This window comes from Bradyrhizobium yuanmingense (genome assembly GCF_025200905.1).
Classification (GTDB): domain Bacteria; phylum Pseudomonadota; class Alphaproteobacteria; order Rhizobiales; family Xanthobacteraceae; genus Bradyrhizobium; species Bradyrhizobium yuanmingense.
Window position 1 is genome coordinate 4,290,372 of the sequence record NZ_CP104173.1, and the last position, 25,635, is coordinate 4,316,006.

Below are 25,635 nucleotides of genomic sequence, written 5' to 3' on the forward strand. Positions count from 1 at the left end.
ATCGATCAAGACGCTCTCCTGTTGTGCGACCATGTCATGAAGCTTTGTGGATGCTCCGACCGGGTGCTGATGTCTGCGCTAGGCCGCAGCGCCGCACTCCTCAATATTCCGACAACCTCGGCCGTCCGTTCCGGCCGCAACTCGGGATAGATGGGAAGAGAGAGGAAGTCGTTCGCGAGCATCTCAGTGACGGGGAGATCACCGGCCCGATAGCCGAGTTCTGCATATGCCCTCTGCAGATGCACTGGGACGGGATAGTGAATCCCGGCGCCAATCCCGGCATCACGCAACCGGTTCAGCGCGTCGTCGCGGCACTCCGATCTGACCGCATAGACGTGATACACGTGGCGGGCGTACTGGGGAGGCTGGGGACGCGCGAATGGAAGACCAGAAAGCAGCGCATTGTATCGCTCAGCCAGCGACCGACGTGCGTCCGTCCAATGCTCAATATAGTCCAGCTTGACATTCAGTACCGCGCTCTGGATTTCGTCCATGCGATAGTTGTATCCGGCAATGACGTGGTCGTACTTCGCCTCCTGCCCCCAATCCCGCAACAGGGACACGCGGCGTGCGAATTCAGGCCGGTCGGTGACGACCGCCCCACCCTCGCCAAACGCTCCGAGGTTCTTGCCCGGATAAAAGCTGAAACATCCCAGATCGCCGATCGAGCCTGCGCGACGTCCGCGATATTCCGCGCCGTGCGCCTGCGCGGCGTCCTCAATGACGACCAGCCCGTGACGACGCGCTATGGCCATTATCGGATCCATGTCGGCCATCAGCCCGTGGAGGTGAACTGGCAGAATCGCCTTGGTTCGCGGTGTGATCGCAGCTTCGATCAAGCTGGGATCCATCGTCCATGTTACCGGGTCAACGTCGACAAATACCGGCCTGGCGCCGCTGTAGAGAATAGCTGCGGTTGTTGCGACGAACGTCATGGAGACCGTGATGACTTCGTCACCGGATCCGACGCCGGCCGCCAGCAAGGCAAGGTGAAGCGCCGAGGTGCCACTGTTCACCGCGCGACAAGCGGTGGTCCTGCAATAGTTTGCAAAGCGTTCCTCGAAGGCTGTGACCTCGGGTCCGAGCACAAAGTGCCCGCTACTGACGACCCTCGCCACTGCGGCGTCGATTTCCGGCTTGATCTGGCTGTATTGCGCTTTCAGGTCCAGGAAGGGTATCAAGATTCAAAGCCTTGATTTGATCGACATTATATCGGCTATTTAAATCCCACTATTAAATTTAATCAAGCGTTAAATTCAAGCAGAATATATATTACCGGTGATAGTCTTTCTGAAGCGGCTCTGCTGAGCTACGACCGCTTGGCACCCCGTCGTCAGCGGCGGCCAGAATCCGAGCAGGCACGCCGGCCACGACTGCGCCGGGGGGAATGTCCTTTGTCACCACCGCTCCCGCACCTACGGAGGCCCCCTCTCCGATCGTCACGCCGCATAGAATGGTCGCATTCGAGCCGATGGAGGCTCTCCTACCGACGTGAGTGCGCTGAAGTGTCCAGTCCGAAGCCAGCTGAGGACGACCATTTGCGGTTGTCGCCTTCGGATATTTGTCGTTCGTGAACATCACACCGTGGCCGATGAAAACTTCGTCTTCGATCGTGACGCCCTCGCAGACGAAGGTATGCGACGAAATCTTACAACGCGCACCTATCTTTGCCCCCGCCTGAATCTCGACGAAGGCTCCAATCTTGCTCTCATCGCCAACGGTGCAACCATACAGGTTGACCAGCTCGGGATGAAATATCCTGACGTCACGGCCTAGCTTCACATCCTTCGTTATAGGCATGGTTGTCCTCCAGATTATGCCGGACGTGATCGACGCAGCCTCGGCGCACTCCGGAAGAGCCCGTCTGCAACGTGGCGAAGCTGATGCAGCAGCGGATGGCCGGTCATTGTCAATCCGCACCACCAGCCGAGGCCGGCAATGGGGAACGACAGTATCAGGCCGGTCAGGGAAGTAAGCATGCCCGCTTCGATCAATGCGGCGCAAGCCAGTACACCGGGGGCCATAGCGAACGTCACCAGGCCGCTCTTCAGAGAGGCGCGGAAAAACTCCCCTGAACTGAAGGCCAGATGACGTTTGAGGAAATATATCACCACGGCGGTCTGGAACGGCAGTGTTGCGAGGGCCGCGCTTGCGACAGCCTCTACGCCGAAAAACGATGCGCCCAGAACGACCAGAAGCGAAGGTGGTAGCGAGATGAGCGAAGACACCAAGGCGTCGCGTACGCTTCCAACAGCGAGGAACACGGGATAGGTAAGGCAAGCCGCGAATAGCGCAAGATTTGCAATGCAGAGAATGCGGACCAAGGGAACTATTTCCAGCCACGTCTGCCCGAGCCAAATCAGAACGATCGGCTGAGCCATGAGCGCGACAAAAATCAAGAACGGCCACTGCACAGCCGAAAGGAGTTCAACTGCCTCGAGATAGACGGCCTTCAGATCCGCCCCTGCCCTGCGTTGTGCGACAATCGCCGGCATAATGACAGGATTTAGAGCCTGCGCGACGAGCCGGTCGAACATTTGTGTCAGATTGGTAGCCCGGGTGTACAGACCGACAGATCCAAAATCCAGGATCTTGGCGAGCAGCAGCTGCGGCGCCAGATTGTAGACGAGATTGATGACGCTGACCGCGCTGGAGTAAAGACCGAAGTTGACTACCTCGCGATGCCCGAGCAGCGATGGACGCAAGACGCCCCAGTCCCGATGATTGGCAAGCAGCATCACGGTGAATACAATGCTCCCCGCCAATCCGCCCCAGATTGGCGCCATGTAGCTGAATCCCGCCATCGCAAGCACGATCGATGCGACGGCCGTCGCCGCTCCGGTTGCCAGGTTGCACACGGCCAGCGTGCCGAATTTCATGTCGCGGCGGAGCAGAGCGGATGTTGTCCCGTGAAACGGGACTAGAACAAAATTCAGCGCCGCCACCTGGATGCCCTTTCTGAGACTGTCCTGGGCAAAGAGCTCCGAGAGCGGGCCCGCAAGCACGAACAGCAGAAGCGCAATTGCTACCGATATTCCGAGCGTGATGGTGAACGCGGAGCGAACGTCCGCCGTGGATAATTCACGCTTCTGAATCAGATAGTTTCCGCCCCCGAACTCAAAAAAGGATGCGCCAATCACCGTCGTGATGGCAGTGACGACTGCATAGACCCCGAATTCTGCCGGCGAAAGCAGACGAGCGAGGATAGCGGTGGCAACGAAGACCAGGATAAGGCTGCCATAGCGGTCGGCCGCTGAAAACAGGATGGAACGTTCTACCGAATTCATCGCGAGACCGTCGCGCTGTTCGCGGATACCGTGTCGCCCGCCAATGCTTCAAACCGTCGCCGTCGCACGTTCCGGACTCCTGTACTCCTGCCGTTTCAGTAGGACCGGCTTGCCGTGTTCGGCGATCGACCGAGATGCAGCCTCCAGGACCTCGATCACCCGCAGTCCGGACATGCCACTCGAGATCGGTGGCGTCCCATTGCGCACACAAGCGATGAAATGCTCGACCTCGACCTGCAGCGCTTCCTTAGGAGCGACGTGGGGCGCCCACATATCTCCAGCCCGATAACCGATCCGGAATTGATGGGCGTGATCGGAGGGGCCGTCCACGGTGATACCCTTGTCATACACCTTGATCTTTTCCGTCGGTTCAAGATCGTCATAGACGATCATCTTCTTGCTGCCTCCAATGAACGTCTGGCGGACCTTGATTGGCGAGAGCCAGTTGACGCTGATATGGGCAACGCATGTGCTATCGAAGAACAATGTGATATGGGCCATGCTTTCCGGCGAGCCGGCCACATGGCACGATCCCGTCGCCGAAACTGCAACAGGCCTCTCATCCAAGATATGGTGGATAATCGAAATGTCGTGCACCGCTAAGTCCCAGATCACGTTGACGTCGCTCTGGAACAGGCCAAGGCTGGCCCGCGTGCTGTCGTAGTAATAGACTTCACCGAGCTCCTTCTTAAGCAAGAGCTCGCGGATTTTCCGCACGGCCGGCGTATAGACGAAAGTGTGATCCACGCTCAGTATTAGACCGCGCCGAGCTGCCTCATCGATCAGGCGTCGGGCCAGATCTGAACTTTGTGCCAGCGGCTTTTCAACCAGAACGTGCTTTCCCGCCTTGAGCGCGGATAGCGCCAATTCATAATGTGTATGAACCGGCGTAGCGATGGCCACGGCATCGATGGCCGGGTTCTTGAACAATTCGTCGTAACAGGACGTCGTTATCGCTCCCGGATAAAGACGCTTGCTGGTCGCGAGCTTCTCCGGATCAAGGTCGCTTATACCAACTAGACGTACCGAAGGATGAGCAGCGAAATTGCGGACCAGGTTCGGTCCCCAATAGCCGTATCCGACAACCCCAATGCCAACTGTATCGTTCGACATAACTGCACCAGTGATCAAAACTCGCGTGAGGTTTTCAACTTGCTAGGTTAGTTCGACAGTCCTGGCGATGGCCACACCGCTGACCTCCGCGGCCAAGTGAACACGGACAGACGCGCAGTGTGTCTAGGACATTCCAGCTCACGGTTGCCATGGCGACGTCGAGCAGGGCGGTGCGCTTTTGGCAATCTTCGTTGCTGGCTTAGGCGGAGGTCTCCGTCATCGTTACGGCACGACTGGACAGGAGAAGAGGCTCGGCCGTATTGTATTTTCATATCCACCGCCTAAGCTGAAGCGCTGTTAGGTCCGGAACGAACATGTCCCGTTTCGATGAAACTCCGAATTGCCATGATCAGCTGCGGCGATGCTTCACCACCGAGGCGTTCGCATCGATTGACGATGTCCAACTGATCCAATTTGTCCGTTAATTCCCGTTCTTCGAAAGCGACCTCAATACGGCCTTGCGCGGCGAACTGTTTTGCCGTTGCGATCTGATGATCGTTTCGGTGTTCACCCAGGCTCGCACGGCGTGGCATGACGATAATTCGTTTTCCGAGCTCGAGGGCGGTGATAATGGAGCCCATGCCTGCATGAGCGATCACCACGCTTGCCGCCTCGACGCAACTTTTGAATCGACTTGGGTCAATGAACCGCTCGGTACGGATGTGCTTGAATGGATAGTTTGATGGCCCGATCTGAGCGAAAACATCGCTCCTTGCGCGTGCACCGGCCCATTCGTCGACCGTTCGGATCAGACGGTCGAATTGCACTTGCGTTCCGACTGTTACGAAAATCATAACGCGAGTCCTTCATAGATGCGTTTGACATGCGAACAAGGTGACGTACCGCCACCACACGCGACTTGGCTCCTGACAAATGCGGTCCGGCCATTCGCGGTGGAATTACATACGAGGCGACGCCCACTGCGCATGCGAAGATGTCGAACGCCGGCCAGCCCACAACCGCGCTCGCGAGATCGACGGTGTCGGCCATACCTTGAGTATCGAAGGACCATCGCAAACTCACGCACGCACCGCAACCCTCTGCAGAACAATGTATTATTCAATCGAAACAGCATTTAATTATTATTCTATAATACCGTCCGGGCGGTTATTTTCAAGAAAATAAATAAATTAAAATTTTAGATCCGTCCCTATTTTCTCGCGGTATTTGTTCGCGACTTTGAAGCTTTCGGCCCCGCGGTTGACGATATGGAATGAAACAGCGTGCGGCGCTCTTGCCCTCCACCGCCGCGACTTCCTCCGTCAGTTCGATGCAAGTGCCGACACGCGCACCCGACAGCGCGCGCAGCACTCTTCGACAATCGCCTGTAATGCCACCCCGAAGGCATACTTCGGCCCTGAAGTGCAGTCAGCTGAGGGACGTTGGACGAAGTATCTGCTAAGGCCTAGTGCTCTCAGGCGGCAGGTGGACAGACAAGCAACACATTGAGCGTTTGGAGATCACGCCTCCTGCGAGCGATTTTACTGGTCGGGAAAGATCCATCCAGACGATGGGTGTGCGCCCGGCGGCCATGTTCGGGCTGCAGCACCAAGCCTCAAAGGGCGTAGTTCGACTCTCGCGAGCGCGCGCCCTCTCCGGATGAGGACTGATCTACCTGAACCGGCATCTACGCTGAATTACCTAGTACTCCCGGATGCTTTCATCCAGTCCGCGTAGCAATGGATAGAGGAAGTAGGAGATCACGGTGCGCTTGCCGACTTTCAGTTCGGCCGTCACCGCCATACCCGGAATCAGTTGAATGCGTTCAGCCGGCAGCCGAAGGTGCGTGTCCGACAAATCGACCAGTACGCGGTAATAGGGAGCTGGCGCGCGGCGCGCACCTTCGGCCTTCGTATCCGGGGAGAACGTATCCTGACTGATGACGCGGACTTCTCCCGTTGCAGTTCCATACTTCTGGAAGGGAAACGCTTCGAACTTGATCCGAACCGACTGTCCGAGCGCCACCTGACCGATATCCCGCCCCTCGACGTTGACCTCCGCCTGAAGCGGCACGTCGCGCGGAACCAGAACAAACAACGTTTCGGCCTCGCGAACCACCGAGCCGACTGTTCGGTTCGCGATATCCAGCACCACGGCATCTGCCGGCGCCTGCAGGATGATCAACTGTCGACGAAGCTCGGCCTTCTTCAATTCCTCTGCTGCACTATTGCGCTTCGGCAGCGTATCCACCAGTTCCTGATAGGTGGTGCGACGAAACTCCTCGGCGAACACTTTCTGATCAGCGCGGGCCTTCTCCAGCCGATGGGTACTATCGGCGATACTGCCGCGAACACGCGCCAGATTGCTTTCGACCTCGAGCCGAGCATCGCGAGACAGCAGGAAGTTCAGCCTCGAACCGACCTCCTTATCCATCAGCGTGGTCCGCATCGTTTCAATCGAACGCATCGTGTCGAGCCGTTGAAGGAGAACCGCCTCTTCATTCTGTGCCGTCTTGAGATTGGCTTGCGCGGATGCGATCTGTGCGTCGTAGTTCTGAATCTGCGCCTCGTAGGCGGCTCTCCTCTGCAAGAACAACTTGCCTTGCAGGATCTGATCCGCGTTCGTCAGCTCTTTGACGGCATACTCGATTCCGTTCAATTCAGCGCTCAGACGATCGATCGACGCATCGAATCCAGCCACTCTGCCGCGCAGTTGGTCGAAATCCGCCTGCGAAAACGTCGGATCGAGCGTCGCCAGAACGTCGCCGCGGTTGACGCGATCACCGGCCTTGACGTGGATCTCGCGTATGACCGACGTTTCCAACGGCTGCACGACCAGGTTGGGACGCGTCGTGGTAAGTTTTCCCTGCGCCGTGACGATCATCTCCACCTGCGAAACGGAAGCCCAGATGACCACGAAAGCAATTAGTGCAAGTACGCCGTAAAGGGTGAAGCGCGCGAACCGCGGTGGCGCTTGCTGCTCGAGTTCGGTCGCATCGGACTGGAATTCGGCGATGACTGGCGCTCGCCTCGGTACTGGCCTGAATAACTTGCGGCGGCGCTCGACCGATCTGGCCGGAACGAGACCGTTCGGATTCACATCCGCCCGTGATGGACCTGTCTCCCTCATGCAATCTGCTTCATCTGTTGATTCCACAAATGCCTGTAGATAGTGCATTTCGACAGGAGGTGGTCGTGGCGATCCATATCGACGATTCGGCCGCGGTCCATCACCAGGATCTGGCTTGCTTCGGTCAGCATCGACAACCGATGCGAGACGACGATAACGGTACGTCCTGCCGCCAAACGGCGGAGATTGCGCCTGATGATCATTTCGCTTTCGGCATCGAGGGCACTCGTCGCTTCATCGAAAATCAAGATCCTTGGATTGACGATCAGAGCTCTCGCAATCGCGAGCCGCTGCTTCTGCCCGCCGGACAGGTTCGATGCATCCTCCTCAAGCATGGTGTCGAAGCCACGCGGCAACCGTTCGATGAACTCGTCGGCGCCTGCGAGCTGAGCTGCAGCGACGACCTCGGCAAAGGTGGCATCACGTTTCACGCAGGCGATATTGTCGCGAATCGTCCCGCGAAACAGGAAATTGTCTTGCAGGACGATCCCAAGGTTTCGGCGCAGATGCGCGAGGTCGAGCTCCCTCGAGTCATATCCGTCGATGCGCAGCAGCCCCTGCTGCACCGGATACATGCCCGAAATCAGCCTGGTGAGAGTCGTCTTGCCTGAGCCGCTCCGTCCCACGATCCCGAAGATCGATCCTGGCTCGACGGTAAAGGAGACATCATCAAGCGCCGGCGATCCCTCGGATCCGTAGCGAAAAGAGACACTTTCGAACTCGATTTTGCCGGCAAGGTCGGGCCGCAGCCCATCTTTCCGACCGTCGCGCTCAGGCCTCTGATTCATCACCTCGCCGAGCATTTTCACGGCAAGAGCCACTTCCTGGTATTCGTGCACCATGGTCACGAGCTGGACCAGCGGTCCGGAGACCCTGCCGGCCAGCATATTGAAGGCGACCAACGCGCCGATTGTCATTTCGCCGGCGAAGACATCGAGTGCCCCGACGGAAATGATTCCGAGCGTCATGATCTTCTCGAGAAATCCGGTAAGCGCCTGGGCGCCTGCGGAGATCTTCTCGACACCGAATCGCATGGTCACGGACTGCGCGCAGCGGCTATCCCACACCCTGCTCTGCACTGGCTCCATCCCCAGCGATTTCACGGTGCGCATGCCGTGAACTGTTTCGACGAGGAGAGCCTGCCGCGCACCTTCCGCTTGATATAGATCGTACAGTCGTCGTCGAAATGGACCCATGAGCAGGCCGACGACGGCGCCGCTCGCGGCGGTGAAGGCCAGGACCATCAAAGTCAATTTGACGCTATAAAGCGCAAGGACCGGCAGGAAGACGAACAGCGAAAGCGCATCGAGGGTCGTCAGAAACAAGCGCCCGGTCAGAAACTCACGGATCCTCGCCGCCTGCTGCATGTGCTTGACCAGGACTCCGGCGGCCATGTGCTCGAAAAACGTAACCGGTAGCCCGAGGAGATGACCGAACGTCTTCGTAGCGACGCGAATGTCGACCCTGTTGGTCGCATATAGCAACAAGTAGCGCCGCAGAAAGCCGAATATCGCGTCAAAGACGAGCGCTACGGCCGCTCCTACCGCGAGTACGTACAGAGTGGTGAAGCTTTCGTGAACCAAAACCTTGTCGATGACGAGCTGGAAAAATATCGGGATGACGAGGCCCAACGCATAGAGCAGGATGGCGGCAATGGCGACGTCCCTGAACAGCCGCCATTGAAGAAGCAGTTCCGGCACAAACCACCGGAGGCCGAAACTCCCTCGGCCATCCTGTGTCAACTGCTCGCGCTTGATCAGGATCGTGTCACCGGCCCACTGCGCACAGAATCGATCGCGCTCGACAACCAAGACCTCGTGCTTGCGGTCGGCGAGCGGGTCGAAGATGCTGACGACCTCGGTGCCATCAGTTCGCCGTCCCGCACCAAGAACGGCGATCCAGTTGCCATTGGCGAGCCTCGCCAGCGCCGGATAGGCCTCTCCAAGATGAATCAGCGCGCCCCAATCCAGCTTTGTGCTCCTCGCGCGCAGGCCTGCATCCTTCGCCATGCGCAGCAGGAGATTCAACGAGAGCGGGCCGGCTACCGCATACGCATGCTTCAAGCGTTCGACCGGCAGATCTATGCCATGGTGACTGGAAACCTTGGACAGGCATTCCAATGCCGTCTGGGTCGACAATCCGGGCGCGGGCGCGTCCGCAACCCGGTCCTTCGCGCCGCCAGCGGCATCGATGTCAGCGGAAGTTCGAAGAGACATTCAGAGACCGTGTGTTGGGCGCCAGCGCATCACGTACTCCCGACGCACCGTTGTGCGATTGAGCTGGCTGGTTCCGCCGGACGACGCCCGCATCGACCAGGCCCTGAAGCGCCTTCTGCATTACGTCGACCGAGTTAGCGAAAGATTCGACCGAAAAGATCAGCCGCTGAGAAAATACGCGCTTCGGAGCGTTGTTGGCGTCACGCTCTGTCGGTGAAAGACTGACCAGATCGACGCGGACGATGGTTCCACTGACGGTAATTTCTTCGATTCCATCGGTATAAAGTTCGGCGTGCATCTTACGTCTCCTATGCTGCTAGCTGAGGTCTGAACAGGACGTCTACGGCGTAACTCGTCGCGTTGAAACTGCTCGTCGGGAACAAACTATCGGTCCCATACGCGTAAACGCCGTTGCCGCCGCTCGACGACGACGACGGAGCCGTTAGCGGTCCACTCGTGAGGGAGCTGGCGAAGAGGTTTGGATCCGCAGAATAGCCCCCCGCACTGTGGTAAGACGCAATATACGTGGTCCCCGCCGTGATCGTCACCGGAGTGCTAAAGCTGACCTGCTGCCAGCCACTCGCCGTTTCGTTGGTGAACGTGGCCGTCGCCAGAAGCGTGCCGGTACTGCTCCACAGATCGGCAACGTGCGTACCCGTGTTGGACGGTCCCTTGTAGAAGCGTAGCCCGATGATATCACCTGGGGCGGAGGCCTGGAATTTCATACCAACCTCGATCGCCTGGCCATCGTTGGCCGATACAACACTCGGCGTGGGATTGGAGCTGAACAGGCTAACGACGTTGGACGATGGGGCATGCACCGTCACGTTGACGGAGGCGCTTGCAGTGCCGCCACGGCCGTCTGAGATGGAGTAGTCGAAAGAAGTCGGCCCGGTAAAGCCGCTCGCTGACGTAAACGTCACCGAATTGTTCTGGGCGTTGAAGCTGGCGGTCCCATTAGCGGCACCGCTCACGCCAGTGATCGTCAGAGCGTCTCCGTTCGGATCGGTATCGTTGGCAAGCAGTGCCGCCCCGTCGATAGTGAGAGGGACGCCTTGAGTGGCGTGGAAGCCGCTGTCAGTCGTAGCCACCGGTTGCTGGTTGCTGCCGCTGGTTCCGTTGAAGACGACGTCGACCCAGTAATTGCTGGCGTTGTACGTGCTGGTCGGGAACAGGTTAGCGGTGCCGTAGGTGTAGACGCCGTTGATGCTCGCAGGAGCCGTGAGTGGACCGCTGGTGCGCGCGGTGGTGAAGTAGTTGGTGGTGGACGCATAATGGCCATTGCTGTGAAAGCTCGCCACGTAGGTCGTGCCAGCCGAGATGGACACGGGATTGCTGAATGTGACGGTCTGCCAGCCACTGCTGCCCTCGTTGGTGAACGTCGCACTCGCCAGCAGCGTGCCGGTACTGCTCCACAACGAGCCCGTATGAGTCCCGGGGTCGTTTGCACTCTTGTAGTACTTGACGCCAGTGATCGTGCCGGCCACGGAGGACGTAAATTTCACGCCAAGATTGACTTGCGACGCATCGGAATCCGACAGGATGGCCGGCATGTCCGAGCTCGAGAACAGGCTCACGGTTGAGGGCGTTGTCGTCACCGTGAGATCAAACGTCTCGCTGGCTGACAGGCCGCCGAGATCGGTGGCCGAGGCCTTGATGCTGAGGGTGCCAACATTGCTGGACGTTGGTGTACCGCTGAAGGTCCGCGTCGAGGCATTGAAGGTCAGCCATGCGGGAAGTGCCGTGCCGTCGGCGGCTGTCGCCGTGTAGGCGAGCGAATCCCCGGAATCGACGTCGGTGAAGGTACCCCCAGGCAGCGTCAACGAGAATGGCGTACCGACCGTTGCGGTCTGATTGCCGGTCTGGGCGGCCAGCACCGGCGCGTCGTTGGCGCCATGGATTGTGACGGTGAGTGTGGACGATGCCGTGGCGCCGGCGGCGTCGCGCATCGTGTAATTGAAGATATCGCTGAGCGTGTCGGTCGATTGCCGCAAGGCCTGCACGGCCGCATCGGTCTCGTTGACCGTATATGTGAAGCCGCCCGAGGCATTGAGCACGAGGCTGCCGTGGGCTCCAGACAGTGCTGAACCGAGTGTGCCGCCGGTCGAGCCGAAGCTGACGGCGGTGACCGTCTTGGTATCGCCCGCGTCGGGATCGGTATCGTTGGTCAGCACGTTGCCAGTCGCCGCCGTGCCACCGACGCTGTTGCTCACGCCGCCCTTTTCGGTGGCATCACCGGTGTCGGCGACCGCAGTTGGCGCCGTATTGTTGGGACTGGAGGAGCCGTTGAAGACGACGTCGACCCAGTAATTGCTGGCGTTGTACGTGCTGGTCGGGAACAGATTGCCGGCGCCGTAGGTGTAGACGCCGTTGATGCTCGCAGGAGCCGTGAGTGGACCGCTGGTGCGCGCGGTGGTGAAGTAGTTGGTGGTGGACGCATAATGACCATTGCTGTGAAAGCTCGCCACATAGGTCGTGCCAGCCGAGATGGACACGGGATTGCTGAATGTGACGGTCTGCCAGCCACTGCTGCCCTCGTTGGTGAACGTCGCACTCGCCAGCAGCGTGCCGGTACTGCTCCACAACGAGCCCGTATGAGTCCCGGGGTCGTTTGCACTCTTGTAGTACTTGACGCCAGTGATCGTGCCGGCCACGGAGGACGTAAATTTCACGCCAAGATTGACTTGCGACGCATCGGAATCCGACAGGATGGCCGGCATGTCCGAGCTCGAGAACAGGCTCACGGTTGAGGGCGTTGTCGTCACCGTGAGATCAAACGTCTCGCTGGCTGACAGGCCGCCGAGATCGGTGGCCGAGGCCTTGATGCTGAGGGTGCCAACATTGCTGGACGTTGGTGTACCGCTGAAGGTCCGCGTCGAGGCATTGAAGGTCAGCCATGCGGGAAGTGCCGTGCCGTCGGCGGCTGTCGCCGTGTAGGCGAGCGAATCCCCGGAATCGACGTCGGTGAAGGTACCCCCAGGCAGCGTCAACGAGAATGGCGTACCGACCGTTGCGGTCTGATTGCCGGTCTGGGCGGCCAGCACCGGCGCGTCGTTGGCGCCATGGATTGTGACGGTGAGTGTGGACGATGCCGTGGCGTCGGCGGCGTCGCGCATCGTGTAATTGAAGATATCGCTGAGCGTGTCGGTCGATTGCCGCAAGGCCTGCACGGCCGCATCGGTCTCGTTGACCGTATATGTGAAGCCGCCCGAGGCATTGAGCACGAGGCTGCCGTGGGCTCCAGACAGTGCTGAACCGAGTGTGCCGCCGGTCGAGCCGAAGCTGACGGCGGTGACCGTCTTGGTATCGCCCGCGTCGGGATCGGTATCGTTGGTCAGCACGTTGCCAGTCGCCGCCGTGCCACCGACGCTGTTGCTCACGCCGCCCTTTTCGGTGGCATCACCGGTGTCGGCGACCGCAGTTGGCGCCGTATTGTTGGGACTAGAGGAGCCGTTGAAGACGACGTCGACCCAGTAGTTCGACGATTTGAAGGTATTCGTCGGGAACGTGTTTCCGGATCCGTAGGCATAGACTCCGTTGCTGCCAGCCGGAGCTGTTAGCTGCCCGTTGGCAAGCGATGTCGTGAAATAGTTCTGGGTACCGGAATAATTGCCGTTGGTATGGTAAGACGCGACATAAATGGTGCCTGCCGTAATCGCCACAGGCGTAGAGAAGTTGACCTGCTGCCAGCCGCTGGCTGTCTCGTTCGTGAACGTCGCAGTTGCGAGCAGAGTTCCGGTCGAGCTCCAGAGATCCGCAATATGGGGACCCGTATTCAACGATCCCTTGTAGAAGCGCAGGCCGGTTATCGTCCCGTTCACCGATGCGGTGAACTTGACTCCGACTTCGACGGGGCTGGTATCCCCGGAATTGGGGACGCTTGGCGCATCATTGGTGCCGAACAGGCTCTGCGAGGAGACCGGATAGTTGACCTTGAGGGACACTTGGCCGGAACCACTTTGGCCGCTCGTGTCTGTGATCGTGTACGTGAAACTTGCCGCGCCGGCATAGCCATCGGTAGGAGCAAAGGTCACCGTCTGGTTCTGCGAGTTGTAGCTTACGCTTCCGTTGACCGGGTTACCGACGCTGGTAAGCGAGAAAGCCAGCCCGGACGGGTTGGTGTCGTTCGCAAGCAACGTCGATGCCGCAATATTCAGCAAGCCATTCTGGGTAACTGTGAAGCCACTGTCGCCATTAGCTTGTGGCGACGCCACGCCTGAATCATCGAAAACGACGTCTACCCAGTAATTCGGGGCCTTCGTGGAGGAAACGGTGCCGGGGAAGGTCGGGCCGCTGCCATAGGCATAGACACCGTTGAGACTGCTACCCGGCGCGGTGAGCGCACCTTTCGTAACGCCTCCATAACCGATGAAGTAGAAGTCGGTCGACGAATAGTGACCGGTGTTCGCGTGGTAGGAAGCAACATACGTCGTGCCAGCGTTCACGCTCACAGGCGTGGCGAAATTGACCTGCTGCCAGCCGCTCGCGGTTTCGTTGGTGAAGGTGGCGCTCGCAAGCAGCGTGCCGTTTGCGGTCCAGAGATCTCCGATGTGGGTGCCAGTATTCTGAGGCCCTTTGTAGAAGCGAATGCCGGTGATCTTCCCCGACACGGCCGGGACGAATCTGACGCCGAGCTCAACCGAGGCGGAGTCGCTGTCTGAGAGCAACGCAGGCGTATCGGTACTACTGAAGAGTGTCAGGTTGGAAGATGGTGTGACCGTGTAGGTTGCGCCCGCACCGGATGTTTCCAGGTTCAGGCTGTCGTCGACCGCCCTGGTTCTGAGATTATAGGTCCCTTTGGCCCCTGTGACGAACGTGTATGACCAGGTCGCGGTCGCCGCGCCGACATTGCTGTTGGTTGGGTGCCAGGTGTTTCCACCATCTGTGGAAATTTCGACGCCGGCAATCTTTCCGCCCGCGTCATTGGCCGTCCCCGTCACCGTGATCGATTGCCCCTCGACAACGCTGGCAGCCGAGAGATTGCCGATACTAGACGTCGGCGCCGTAGTGTCGGTCGACCGAATCGCGGCCGTCAGGTTTGCTTGCAGCGTCGCCGGCTGAACGCCCATATCAGCGAAAAGGTTGACCATCGCCTGCTGGACATTTGGGTCTACCGGAGTCGCAGGTCCGTCGTGGTCGCTTGCGAGCGCCCAGGGCCAGTTGATCGAACCGGCCGAGAATATCAGTGCGCCACTGACGGGATCCCGATGCAGCACGAGATTGTGGGTTGCCGTGCCGTTTGCGAACGTGTTGCCATAATCGAGGAGAAGCTGTCCATTCACCTGCAATGTGGTAGAGGAGACACTCATCAACCCCGCTGGGCGAAATCCGTTGTCCGGCGCCGTGTCCCATTCAACGCCTAACAGGCCAGGTACGAGCGAGGCGGTCTGCCCGGGTGACGTTTGCGCGACGGCCGTATTGCGCCAGAAGCGCAACTGGGTCATTGGATACGGTATCGTGATCGTATCGTACCGGAATGCGTTGACCGCGAACAATGTACCGGTCAACTCGTTCGAGGGGAGAGGCGGACCGAACCGCGGGTCAGAGAAATTGCCGGTCGCCTGTCCTGTTGGATCAATCAACGCATTTGCGTGCGTATCCTTGTAGCTAATGAGTGTGCGATTGGCTGATCCGCTGCCATCGATGCTGGGTGCCAACCTTGTTTTCCAATAGATCTCGTTGCCTGTGAGAAATGCAAGGTTCACGCCAGCATGCGCTGCGGCCTGTACGTTGGCACGCTGAGCTTCGGTCCAATACTCGTCATGCCCCGCGTCCATGAAGATTTTGTGATTGAGCAACAACGAGCCGTTCGTCGCAGCATCGATTCCCGAAATGTAAGAAACGTCGTACCCGTTTTGCTCGAGCCACTGAATGGCCGCAAACTCAGCCGTGAACGGGGAGTCTCCCCCCTCGGAAAAAGTTCCCTCGCCGTCACGCGTTATGAGGGGGCGATTGTAACTGACCGCGTAGGCTGATCCACGGACGCCCGGACCATTCCCGAAATATAGGTTGGCCCCTCCCCAGCCATTGTAGGCTTGCCAGTCCTGATCACTTGTCTGGAGGACGATGTCGCTGTGCGAAGCGTCGTTCCTTATGATGAATGGGATCTGGAAAATCTCGGTGCCGTTGACGACGCTGGCTATGTAGACGCCCGAGACCGCATCGGCCGGTACGCTCCAGGAATCGGTCACGCTCCAATTGCCGGCATCGACGAGCCCGGTCGACGGATCGCGCAATGGATCGGGTTGGACGACCGCCGTTGCGGCCTGATGCTGCAGGCTCGTAACCAGCCTGGCACCATCGCCGCCGTAATAGCCGAGCCGGTAGACATCGACGCGATAGTTCGGGTTGCCGGTCAGGTTGTTGATCTTGAATTGGACCGTCCCTCCGACATTGGTGCTGATTGCTGTCGCAAATCCTTCTGTCAGAGTTGAATTCTCGCCCGGCTGAATCTGCCAGACACTCTTCGGCGTACCTGGCTTCTGGTTTTCCAGTACAATGGGATTCGTGGGCGGATCGGAAACAATGGTGCCTCCCTGCCCATCGCTTTCAAAATTCCAATTCAAGTCCATCCCCGAGAACAGCAAGGAGACATTGGCCGCACCGTTGCTGAAATCGACCGTGCTGATATTCGAGCTATTGTCGTATTGGACGGTCGCCGACATCGACGATGTAAAGGGGAGATCCTTCAAGTCGATGAGGTTGCCTGGCGCAAGCGGCGCTCCCGGCGACGAACCCGCGATCAAGCCGTGGAAGTTGGCCGACTGATCGAGGACAAGCGTGCCAGTTCCCGTTTCGAACGACACCGTTATGCCGGAGAACGATCCATTCAAGAACTGGCCGGAAACCGAACCTCCGATCTCCAAGATCGCCTTGTCTGCAATCTCGAAAGATCCAGTACCGCTGACGTCACCCCTGAACTCCCCGGTCGGAATGCGATTGCCGAGGAACGCTCCAACCTCGACTGTCCCATTGTTCAGCACATCGCGTTCGACGATAAATGGCGAGCCGGCATCCAACGAAAGCGTCGCACCTGCATCGAGGATTAGACTCCCAATATCAACACCGCCCGAGCTCGTGACGACATACGTTCCGGCTGCATCGAGGAACGCAGCGTCGATGGTGCCTGGGAGCCCGGCGCTCCAGTTCGCTGCGACATTCCAGGCTCCGTCAATCGGATGCACCCAGTGAGTGGCGCCTGGGGTGGAAGTCGATTGTGATTTCCGCGCCGCTTCGCTCGCCACAAATGAGAGCGTTGGCGTCAGGCCATTATGACCGCTCGTCAAAGACGTCGAAGATAGCAGCGCAGGCAATCGCGACCGGGAAGGTGCAGCGAAGAGAGCGGGCAAAACGCCGCGCAAGCCCGCCGAGTCGGCCCGAGACGTCCGTTCGAAGAACGAGACGTCCCCCCCTGGAGCGAATGCCCCGCTTACTGACCGATCAACACCCCGCGGAGCCCAGAGGCCAAGTGCGTCGAAACCCGCGAAAGCGCTCGCGACCGGCAATTCCTGCCAAAGGGCTGGAACATCCTGCTCCCAAAGAACGTGCCGAGTTCCCCGGCCGAAGGCGTTCGCCTTTTGAACCAGCATGAGCATACCGATTAAATAAATAATCGCCTCTCAATATTTTAATTGTCTTTTAAACTGCGGTCAATTCAATACATTAATTTAACTCAGATTCGATATCGGCCGAGTGGTGCTAACGCGAGGCAAACTGCGGCAGTCGCGTGATTTCGCTCAGATATTTGCCGTAGCCGCTCTTCTCCAATGGTTGAGCCAACGCTAGAAGTTGATCGCGATCAATGAAGCCAAGTCTGAACGCGACCTCCTCGAGGCACGCAATCTTCATTCCCTGCCGCTTCTCCAGGGTCTGGACGAACGTTCCTGCGTCGATGAGAGATTCGACCGTGCCGGTATCCAACCACGCAAATCCCCGCCCCATGCGTTCAACGTGGAGCGCATTGGCCGAAAGGTAACGCATCTGAAGATCGGTAATCTCGAGCTCGCCGCGCGCCGATGGCTCGACACGGCGAGCGTAGCGGACGACGCGGTTGTCGAAAAAATACAGCCCCGTGATTGCCCAGTTCGAAGCCGGCCGTTTGGGTTTCTCTTCGATCGACACGGGGCGGTCCGCTTCATCAAACGCGACCACGCCGTACCGTTCTGGGTCTCGCACGTGATAGGCAAAGACGGTTGCGCCTTCCGCGCGACCTGCCGCCCTGGCAAGCAACTCGCTCAGGCCATCGCCGAAGAAAATATTATCCCCAAGCACCATCGCCACGCGATCGCTTCCGATGAAATCGGCCCCGACAATGAACGCGTCTGCCAGACCAGCGGGGCGGGTTTGTTCGGCATAGCTAAGCTTGATCCCCCATTGGCTGCCGTCGCCTAGCAATCCCTCGAACTGACACCGATCCGACGGCGTGGTGATGATCAGAATTTCGCGGATCCCTGCCAGCATCAGCGTCGACAGGGGATAGTAGATCATGGGCTTGTCATAGATCGGAAGCAACTGCTTGCTGACCACTCGTGTGATCGGATAGAGGCGCGTTCCGCTGCCGCCAGCCAGCACGATTCCCTTCAGCATCGGTTTCTCCTTCTCCGACCAGCTGGTCCAGACAAGCTTGGAGTGAATGGCGCCAAGGCGCCAAGCGGATCCCGAACACGCGTTCGGCCTTGGATGAGTCCAGACGCGAGTTCAGAGGCCGGCGCGCAGCGGTCGGAAACTCCTCAGTCGTGATCGCCTCGAGCGCCCGAATCCGCGCTCCACGATGGGAACACTCGTGAAAGATTGCCTGCGCAAAATCGTACCAGCTTGCCTCGCCTTGGCCACCGAGATGAAAAATGCCGGCCGTGGCCCTGCGATCGTCGGTTAGTGATTGCTGAGCGATCCGAAGGACGGCTTCTGCGAGGTCGAACGCGTAAGTCGGGTTACCATGTTGGTCGCTGACAACCCTTACGACCTGCTGCGTCTCGCATAGCCGCAGCATCGTTCGGACGAAGTTGCTGCCATAGGGACTGTAAAGCCAGGAGCATCTGATCACGGTCGCGAGCGGGTGCGCTGCCAATACAGCAGCCTCCCCGGCAAGCTTGGATGCGCCGTAGACGTTCAACGGCGCCGGAATGTCGCTTTCGTCGTACGCCTCGGGTTTCGCACCGTCGAATACATAGTCGGTCGAGAGATGGATGAGCGGAATGTTCATTTGCCACGCGACATCCGCCAGCGCGGCCGCGCCATCGCGATTGATGCTGAAGGCCCTCGCCGCTTCAGCTTCGGCCTGATCTACCGCCGTATAGGCGGCCGTGTTGATGATCGCAGACGGCCCGATCGACGCAATGAGCTTGTCGATACCTTCCCGATTCTCTAGATCGAGTTCTGGGCGCCCGAGAGCCACCGCAGGCAAACCGCGCGTTGTGGCAAGATCACGAAGGCACATTGCCAGCTGACCATTCCGTCCGGCAAAGAGGATTGGTCGATCTGTCATCTCCACCTCAGTTTTGGGCGGCCAGGAGACCCAGACGCGAGCCGTCATAGACCCCACTACGAGCACGCTCCCACCAGGCGCGGTTCTTGAGATACCATCCGACGGTTTCGAACAGGCCGTGTTCGAAGGTTCTGATCGGTTTCCAGCCGAGCTCGCGATGTGCTTTCGATGCGTCTATTGCATAGCGGGCATCATGCCCGGGACGATCCGGCACGAACGTAATGAGAGAACGTCTGCACCCCGCGCCCGGAGATAAGCGATCCACAACGTCACAGATCCGGGTGACGACCTCCAGGTTGGATCGCTGGGCATCTCCGCCGAAGTTGTACTTCTCGCCGGGCCTTCCTTCGTGCAAAAGTCGTATCAAGCCCGCGGCATGATCATCGACGTGAAGCCAGTCGCGGATATTCCTTCCGTCGCCATAGACCGGCAGAGGCTTCCGGTCGATCGCATTGAGAATCGTCAGCGGGATGAGCTTTTCCGGAAACTGATACGGCCCGTAATTGTTCGAGCAGTTCGACACCATCACCGGCAGGCCGTAGGTCCGAAACCACGCGAGTGCGAGGTGGTCCGCGGCGGCCTTGCTCGCCGAATAGGGCGAGCTCGGCCTGTAGGGCGTATCCTCGCGAAATAGATCATCTGGTCCCAACGAGCCGTAGACTTCGTCTGTCGACACATGGATGAATCGGAAGTGCCTCCGCCTCGAAGCCGGTAGACGTTCGTAGTAGGCTCTGGCCGTCTCCAAGAGCGTGTAGGTGCCAACCACATTGGTATTGACGAAGGCGTCGGGTCCGTTGATGGAGCGGTCGACGTGGCTTTCGGCGGCCAGATGTATGATCGCGTCAGGCTCATAGTCAGCGAACGCAAGATCCATGGCCGCGCGATGGCAGATGTCGGATTGCAGGAACGCATAAGTCTCCAGCTTCTCGATGCTCGCGAGCGAAGCCAGATTGGCTGCATACGTCAACTTGTCTATGTTGATCACTGCGGCACCGGTCTGTAGCACCAAACGGCGACAGACCGCAGAACCGATAAAGCCCGCTCCGCCGGTCACCAAGATACGCATTCTACTCGTCTCCACTAGTCGAAAACGCAACCGAGCTGGCTGAGCGTAGGAAGAGTCTGATCCTTTGGCGACACATGGGCTTCTGAGGACGTCACGGGCCACTCGATCGCTAACCTTGGATCAGCCCAATAAACGCCACCGTCATGACTTGGGGCATAGACCTGGTCGACTTTGTATAAGACGACGGTCTTGGGCTGCAGCGTACAGAAGCCGTGCGCAAAGCCCTTCGGGATGAACACCTGCTCGCCGGTTTCACTATCCAGCTGTATCGCGATGTGCTTGCCGAAGCTGGGCGACGAACGCCGGAGGTCAACTGCAATATCGAGAATCGCCCCGCTCAACACCCGTATCAACTTCGCCTGGGCGAACGGCGGCCGCTGGAAGTGCAGGCCGCGCACCGTGCCGATCTGATCCGAGCTGGACTGATTGTCTTGAACAAAGTCATGGAGAATTCCCTTCTCTGCAAACGCTGATCGCTGGAAGGTCTCAGAGAAGTAACCGCGGGCGTCGGAAAACCGATCTGTGCGAATGACTTTGACATCAGGGATCGCCAAGGATCGCAGCTCCAACATTGGGTACCCTTCTGTCCGCTCTCAATTCGTTGAGGCGGACCATAATCCCCGTCGAGATTAATCTTCACGCTCACAATCAACCACGAAACCGTCGCACGATTTCGGCGAAAGCCGTTAGATCAGCCTGCAAGTCACGGAAATCTCAGGGCATTAGCAAACGCCCCTTTGAGCAAAGCCGCCACACCTGCATTTTTCATCTCCGCTTCGATTAATATATTGTCTATTTAATTTGGCAAGCAGGTTTTTATAAGGTATATAATTTCATACCATCTCGCAGATCGCTTTAAATGCCGCCTGCGGGCGGGCGGGCGCAATGTGACCAATCGTCGGACAGGTACGTGATGCTTCAGAACAATCTTCAACATGCGGATAGAATGCGGCTGCCGGTGAACGGACCGGCGCAACCCGCCCAGGCGGACGGTGGAGGGATCACCGACGTCATCAATTTCGGCATCGGGCTTCTACGGCGTCAGTATCTCGTAATCCTTGTTACCGCCGTACTCGCCACTGCGGCCAGCTTGCTCTATCTCCGTGTGGCTTCCCCAACCTATACGGCGCAGGTTCAGATCCTTTTGGCCAATCCCAGGCCTCAATTTGTCCAGCAGCAATCACTCCTCGCCGAGCCGGCCTTCGATCTCAGTCAAATCGAGACACAGCTTCAGCTCCTGAGATCAAAGGCCAATGCGGTTGCAGTAATTGACAAGTTGAAATTGGCCGAGGATCCGGACTTTAGTGCATCCGGCCTCTCTTTGCAGGCGCTCTGGCAACGAATTTGGCCATGGCCCTCGACTAGATCGAAGAAGGATGCGCCACCCGAGACGAATGGCGAACCATCGGACACTCTCGTAGACTCATTTCTCAGTCGGCTTTCCGCTGGACGTGTCGGGTACAGCCGGGTCATTGAGATCAGCTACAGCTCGAGCAACGCAGCTCGGGCCGCGGAGATCGTGAATGCGATAGCCGACACTTATGTTGCAGACCAGCTCAATGCAAAATTCGACGCCAATCGCAAGGCAACCAGTTGGCTGCAGGAGAGGCTACGTGATCTGGGGGACCAAGCCCTCGCCGCGCAACGTGCCGTCGACGTCTACAAGGCTCAGAACAACATTGTTTCTCTGGGTGGAAAGCCCATCGACGAGCAGCAGATCACGGAGATCAACAATCGATTGGCCGCCGCACGTGCTCAGACATCTGAAGCCACCGCCAAGTTGGCTCGTTATGAAACTCTCCTTGCCGTCGACCCGAAAAAGCCGTCCTCGATAGACAATCTGGATGCTATTGGAACGGATGCGCTTAACAGCCAGATTATTACCGGGCTACGCCAGCAATATCTGGAGCTCACCAGACGGGAGGCCGAGTTGGCCGCGAGGGTCGGTCGTGACCACTTGGCAGTCGTCAATATCCGAAACCGCGCGCGAGAGTTCCGCGTCTCCATTTTTGACGAGGTCAAGAGACTTGCCGAGGTCAGCCGAAGCGAATTCGAACTGGCCAAACAGCGCCAGGAAGAGATCGAAAAGCAATTATCCAAAGCCGTTTCGCAATCCCGTTCGGTCAATTCTGCTGAGCTGACCATCAAGGACTTGGAAAGCAAGGCAAAGGGCCTGCATAGCTTGTACGAGACCTTCCTTCAGCGCTACATGGGCTCTACACAGCAGGAGACGTTTCCCACCTCGGATACGCGGGTACTTTTTCCGGCTTCGCCGCCGGCGAGCAAGAGCAAGCCGAAAGCAAGGTTGATCCTGGCGTTTGGCATTCTCGGCGGTCTCGCGCTGGGCATCGGCTTGGCGCTCCTCAGAGACCTCATGGACCGCGTCTTTCGGACCTCTTCACAGGTGGAAACCGTACTGGAGTTGCCTTGTCTATCTTTGGTCCCGTTGTTGCCGGCCCGCAAATCTCCCAAACCACCAATCCGCCTTCAGAAGACCGATGATGATGTTCAGCGACGGATAGCCTCGTCTCCAACCGCAATTCATCAGACCGTGGTCGGGATGCCACTATCTCGATATACGGAGGCCATTCGTTCCATCAAGCTAGCGATCGACCACAACCCGGCGAAAATCTCTTCCCAGGTCGTCGGCATTACCTCTGCGTTACCGAATGAGGGGAAGACAACGATTGCAGCCTCGCTCGCACAGTTGATCGGGCACACCGGCAAAAGAGCTATCATCGTCGATTGCGACCTCAGGAATCCGTCACTAACCGGCATCTTCGCGCCCAAGGCGGCCTGCGGGATCATCGAAGTAGCAAACGGTAGCCGGTCGCTCGCCGAAGTTGTCTGGAGGGACCCGACGACCAATCTTGCATTTCTGCCCGCCGTGCGTCGCGGACCTTTGCTCCACACCAGCGAAATTCTTTGCGCGGACTCGATAAGCAAACTCTTCGACCGTTTACGAGCCGAGTATGACTACATCATCGTCGACCTTCCGCCCTTGACGCCGTTGGTGGATGTTCGAGCCACTTCATCCCTGATTGACTGCTACATTCTCGTTGTTGAATGGGGCCGGACCAAGATTGATGTCGTGCAACACGCACTGCACACGGCACCAAACGTTCACGAATCTCTGATTGGGGCAGTTCTCAGCAAGACCGATACCAAGGCGATGGCTCGATATGACGGTCATCGGAGCTACTATTACCATGATAGCCATTACATCCGTTATGGTCTTTCTGGCTCTTGAGGCTCGCTCATAGCGGCCTGCCCCTTTAGCTGGCCTGAGGGACCAGCGGAGTGACCGCACAACACCACGGGTGTTCACATGATGGTCCGGCTTGTCATATTGGCCGAGTTGGTGGCGATTGCCGCGGCGCTTGCAATGCCAGAAAGCCTGCAGGCCTGGGTATTGATATCGGTGGTACTCGCAACAGCGGCGCTAACGGTCGCGATCTTTCTACCTCCCTCCTCCCTCGGGCTTGCTAAACTGCTCCGTCCTAGTCTCGTCGTTGTACTCGCGGCTCCGGCGCTCTGGATGGCTTTGCAGGCGGTGCCGATGCCGATTGGCAAACTCGGCAATCCCATTTGGGCTACTGCATCGGCGACCTTAAACGAGCCCCTCGCCGAAAAAATCACAGTCGACACCACGGCGACCATGTTCTCGCTCGTGCAGTATTGCGCCGTGCTTGCTGCAGGTCTCACTGCAGCAGTCATCGCGCTTGACCGACATCGCGCAGCGCGACTGCTACATATTCTGCTGTCGATAGCCACAATCGTTACCGCCTTGTGGTTCGGCAGGGAAATAACCGGTGTGGCTGGGCCCGATGGCTCAACCGTCGCGGTGCTCGGTGTGTTGCTCTCCTGCGCAACGGCAATTCGTGCGGTCGATCAAATACTCCGACGCAGTCGGCCAGGAACAATTGCGCTAGGCCCTCTCCCTGCGTTGTCCGTCGCGACCATCGCATTGATTGTCTGTATGGCGGCGCTGCTCATTCGGGGCAACTCAACTGCACTCGTCTCGGCCCTCCTCGGCTCAGAAATCTTGCTCTCGGTGTTCGCGGTTCGCAGGTGGTTCCCGGGATTGTGGGGTACCGCTGGCGTCCTTGCGACTGCCACGATTGTCTTCATTGCCACGGCTACGGTCATTCCCTTCAGAACGAACACCGATCTGACGATCGTCTTGTCAATGAGCAGTCAGGCCGCGACAGAACGGATGCTGCAGGACGTCGCGCCGGCAGGATCCGGTGCGGGTGCTTCGACGGTACTTTTGCCGATTTATCAGGACGCCGGAGTTGGCGACTCGCCGGAAAGACCAACCGCCGCCGCCACGATCGTTATAGACATGGGGTGGGCTTTTCTCTGCGCGGTCGTGGTTGCTGCCTTGCTCTGCGCTTCTGTGCTGATCAGACGTGCTCTGTCGCGTGCTTACGATTACGTCTTCCCAGCGCTGGGCGCCGGTGCATTGATTGCAGTGACGATACTCGCGTTTTCCGATCATGGTATTCTGGGTTTAGGAGCATCGCTTCTGGTCGCTGCGCTTTTTGGGCTGGCGTTCGGTCAAAGCCTCTCCGACGCAGGACGTGACGCCATATCTTCTGAGCCGAAAGCGACGTCTGACCAAATTGCAGTTCAAGCACCTGCGCCTCGCCGAACGTTGACCCCAACGGTAGTCGCCATTTGGCCCCGCGTTAGCCTGATGGTACTTGGTATTGTGCTGATCGTGGAGGCAGCGTGGATGGCCCTTCCTGAGCGGTATCTCGGTGCAAGATCGTCTTTGCCGGCAGTTCTGTCGACTGCAGCAGCAGGGCCGAGCGCGATGTCGAAGACGATTTCCCTTGCGGCAGCGCGCAAAGATTTGTTGATCCGAGGGGAATCAACATTCAACCGGGATTCAGCTCTGGCTGCCGACGAACAAAGGACAGCTCCTCCCATGACTTCGGACGAGTTTGCCCGTGCATTGCGCTCTTCGCCACTCCGCGGCGACATTTGGCTCTTGCTCGCGGCGACGTCGAAGCACAGTTCGCCCCAGCCCAACACGGCAGCGATGCTCAGAATGTCATACTATACTGCGCCGAATGATTTGGACCTGCTTCCGTTGCGCGTATCGGTCGCACTCGCCGCAGATGTCATGGTGCGGGAGCCCGACCTGCGGGAATTGATCAAACGGGACGTCAGCCTCGTCGTTAGGCATCGCCCTGCCCTCAAGCCAGCCCTTGTGACCGCGTACCGGTCAGCCTCGGCTGATGGTAAGATCTATTTCGAAGGCCTGATTTCGGAACTCGATCCGACGTTCCTCGACCAGGTGCACGCGCAGAGTTCGCAAAGGGGTTCTCGATAACCTCAAGAGCCGCGCCTCAGCCCACGCCACGATCGCAGATCGGCGACAAAGGGGCGCAC

General features: G+C 58.5%; 15 protein-coding genes. 2 read left to right on the plus strand and 13 right to left on the minus strand.

The features are described 5' to 3' along the window. Positions 1–5 precede the first annotated feature (5 nt). The 13 genes from N2605_RS20150 to rfbC form a co-directional block, all read right to left on the minus strand. Positions 6–1,181: a DegT/DnrJ/EryC1/StrS family aminotransferase gene (locus N2605_RS20150; protein ID WP_225147623.1), complete on the minus strand. Its 1,176-nt coding sequence runs from the start codon at positions 1,179–1,181 to the stop codon at positions 6–8. A 91-nt stretch (positions 1,182–1,272) separates the two neighbouring features. After that, positions 1,273–1,800 carry an acyltransferase gene (locus N2605_RS20155; protein ID WP_036029176.1) on the minus strand — a complete coding sequence of 176 codons (528 nt, stop codon included), beginning with the start codon at positions 1,798–1,800 and terminating at the stop codon, positions 1,273–1,275. Positions 1,801–1,814: 14 nt separating this feature from the next. Then, the gene (locus N2605_RS20160) at positions 1,815–3,287 is read right to left on the minus strand and encodes a lipopolysaccharide biosynthesis protein (protein ID WP_036029173.1); all 1,473 of its coding nucleotides are present in this window, start codon (positions 3,285–3,287) and stop codon (positions 1,815–1,817) included. Positions 3,288–3,335: 48 nt separating this feature from the next. After that, the gene (locus N2605_RS20165; RefSeq protein WP_036029172.1) at positions 3,336–4,400 is read right to left on the minus strand and encodes a Gfo/Idh/MocA family protein; all 1,065 of its coding nucleotides are present in this window, start codon (positions 4,398–4,400) and stop codon (positions 3,336–3,338) included. 281 nt (positions 4,401–4,681) lie between these two features. Next, positions 4,682–5,194 carry a glycosyltransferase gene (locus tag N2605_RS20170; protein WP_036029170.1) on the minus strand — a complete coding sequence of 171 codons (513 nt, stop codon included), beginning with the start codon at positions 5,192–5,194 and terminating at the stop codon, positions 4,682–4,684. Between the two features lie 847 nt (positions 5,195–6,041). Beyond that, complete coding sequence (locus N2605_RS20175; protein ID WP_260342326.1) at positions 6,042–7,469, minus strand: HlyD family type I secretion periplasmic adaptor subunit; 1,428 nt, start codon at positions 7,467–7,469, stop codon at positions 6,042–6,044. Beyond that, the gene (locus tag N2605_RS20180) at positions 7,466–9,685 is read right to left on the minus strand and encodes a peptidase domain-containing ABC transporter (RefSeq protein ID WP_225114281.1); all 2,220 of its coding nucleotides are present in this window, start codon (positions 9,683–9,685) and stop codon (positions 7,466–7,468) included. Before N2605_RS20180 ends, N2605_RS20175 begins: the two co-directional genes overlap by 4 nt. Further along, positions 9,663–9,983: a hypothetical protein gene (locus N2605_RS20185; RefSeq protein ID WP_128265406.1), complete on the minus strand. Its 321-nt coding sequence runs from the start codon at positions 9,981–9,983 to the stop codon at positions 9,663–9,665. Before N2605_RS20185 ends, N2605_RS20180 begins: the two co-directional genes overlap by 23 nt. A gap of 10 nt (positions 9,984–9,993) precedes the next feature. Continuing rightward, positions 9,994–17,274, minus strand: a complete 7,281-nt coding sequence (locus N2605_RS20190; RefSeq protein ID WP_260342329.1) for a DUF4082 domain-containing protein — start codon at positions 17,272–17,274, stop codon at positions 9,994–9,996. Between the two features lie 109 nt (positions 17,275–17,383). Next, positions 17,384–18,271, minus strand: coding sequence for a glucose-1-phosphate thymidylyltransferase RfbA (rfbA, locus tag N2605_RS20195; protein ID WP_109143414.1), 888 nt, complete (start codon positions 18,269–18,271; stop codon positions 17,384–17,386). Then, positions 18,180–19,169, minus strand: coding sequence for a dTDP-4-dehydrorhamnose reductase (gene rfbD, locus N2605_RS20200; RefSeq protein ID WP_225139924.1), 990 nt, complete (start codon positions 19,167–19,169; stop codon positions 18,180–18,182). The genes rfbA and rfbD overlap by 92 nt, the downstream gene beginning before the upstream one ends. A gap of 7 nt (positions 19,170–19,176) precedes the next feature. Next, complete coding sequence (gene rfbB / locus N2605_RS20205; RefSeq protein ID WP_036029219.1) at positions 19,177–20,235, minus strand: dTDP-glucose 4,6-dehydratase; 1,059 nt, start codon at positions 20,233–20,235, stop codon at positions 19,177–19,179. 14 nt (positions 20,236–20,249) lie between these two features. Further along, positions 20,250–20,807, minus strand: coding sequence for a dTDP-4-dehydrorhamnose 3,5-epimerase (gene rfbC / locus N2605_RS20210; RefSeq protein ID WP_036029165.1), 558 nt, complete (start codon positions 20,805–20,807; stop codon positions 20,250–20,252). 341 nt (positions 20,808–21,148) lie between these two features. On the opposite strand from rfbC, the gene N2605_RS20215 reads away from it, so the two are divergent. After that, positions 21,149–23,485: an AAA family ATPase gene (locus N2605_RS20215; RefSeq protein WP_260347464.1), complete on the plus strand. Its 2,337-nt coding sequence runs from the start codon at positions 21,149–21,151 to the stop codon at positions 23,483–23,485. A gap of 78 nt (positions 23,486–23,563) precedes the next feature. Beyond that, positions 23,564–25,576 carry a hypothetical protein gene (locus N2605_RS20220; RefSeq protein ID WP_225147625.1) on the plus strand — a complete coding sequence of 671 codons (2,013 nt, stop codon included), beginning with the start codon at positions 23,564–23,566 and terminating at the stop codon, positions 25,574–25,576. The last annotated feature ends 59 nt before the right edge of the window (positions 25,577–25,635 follow it).

What these genes read in the sequence shown, in the direction of transcription:
- N2605_RS20155 (WP_036029176.1), bottom strand. Translation starts at nt 1,800, where the DNA reads ATGCCTATAACGAAGGATGTGAAGCTAGGCCGTGACGTCAGGATATTT.
- N2605_RS20160 (WP_036029173.1), bottom strand. Translation starts at nt 3,287, where the DNA reads ATGAATTCGGTAGAACGTTCCATCCTGTTTTCAGCGGCCGACCGCTAT.
- N2605_RS20165 (WP_036029172.1), bottom strand. Translation starts at nt 4,400, where the DNA reads ATGTCGAACGATACAGTTGGCATTGGGGTTGTCGGATACGGCTATTGG.
- N2605_RS20170 (WP_036029170.1), bottom strand. Translation starts at nt 5,194, where the DNA reads ATGATTTTCGTAACAGTCGGAACGCAAGTGCAATTCGACCGTCTGATC.
- N2605_RS20175 (WP_260342326.1), bottom strand. Translation starts at nt 7,469, where the DNA reads ATGAGGGAGACAGGTCCATCACGGGCGGATGTGAATCCGAACGGTCTC.
- N2605_RS20180 (WP_225114281.1), bottom strand. Translation starts at nt 9,685, where the DNA reads ATGTCTCTTCGAACTTCCGCTGACATCGATGCCGCTGGCGGCGCGAAG.
- N2605_RS20185 (WP_128265406.1), bottom strand. Translation starts at nt 9,983, where the DNA reads ATGCACGCCGAACTTTATACCGATGGAATCGAAGAAATTACCGTCAGT.
- N2605_RS20190 (WP_260342329.1), bottom strand. Translation starts at nt 17,274, where the DNA reads ATGCTGGTTCAAAAGGCGAACGCCTTCGGCCGGGGAACTCGGCACGTT.
- rfbA (WP_109143414.1), bottom strand. Translation starts at nt 18,271, where the DNA reads ATGCTGAAGGGAATCGTGCTGGCTGGCGGCAGCGGAACGCGCCTCTAT.
- rfbD (WP_225139924.1), bottom strand. Translation starts at nt 19,169, where the DNA reads ATGACAGATCGACCAATCCTCTTTGCCGGACGGAATGGTCAGCTGGCA.
- rfbB (WP_036029219.1), bottom strand. Translation starts at nt 20,235, where the DNA reads ATGCGTATCTTGGTGACCGGCGGAGCGGGCTTTATCGGTTCTGCGGTC.
- rfbC (WP_036029165.1), bottom strand. Translation starts at nt 20,807, where the DNA reads ATGTTGGAGCTGCGATCCTTGGCGATCCCTGATGTCAAAGTCATTCGC.
- N2605_RS20215 (WP_260347464.1), top strand. Translation starts at nt 21,149, where the DNA reads ATGCTTCAGAACAATCTTCAACATGCGGATAGAATGCGGCTGCCGGTG.
- N2605_RS20220 (WP_225147625.1), top strand. Translation starts at nt 23,564, where the DNA reads ATGATGGTCCGGCTTGTCATATTGGCCGAGTTGGTGGCGATTGCCGCG.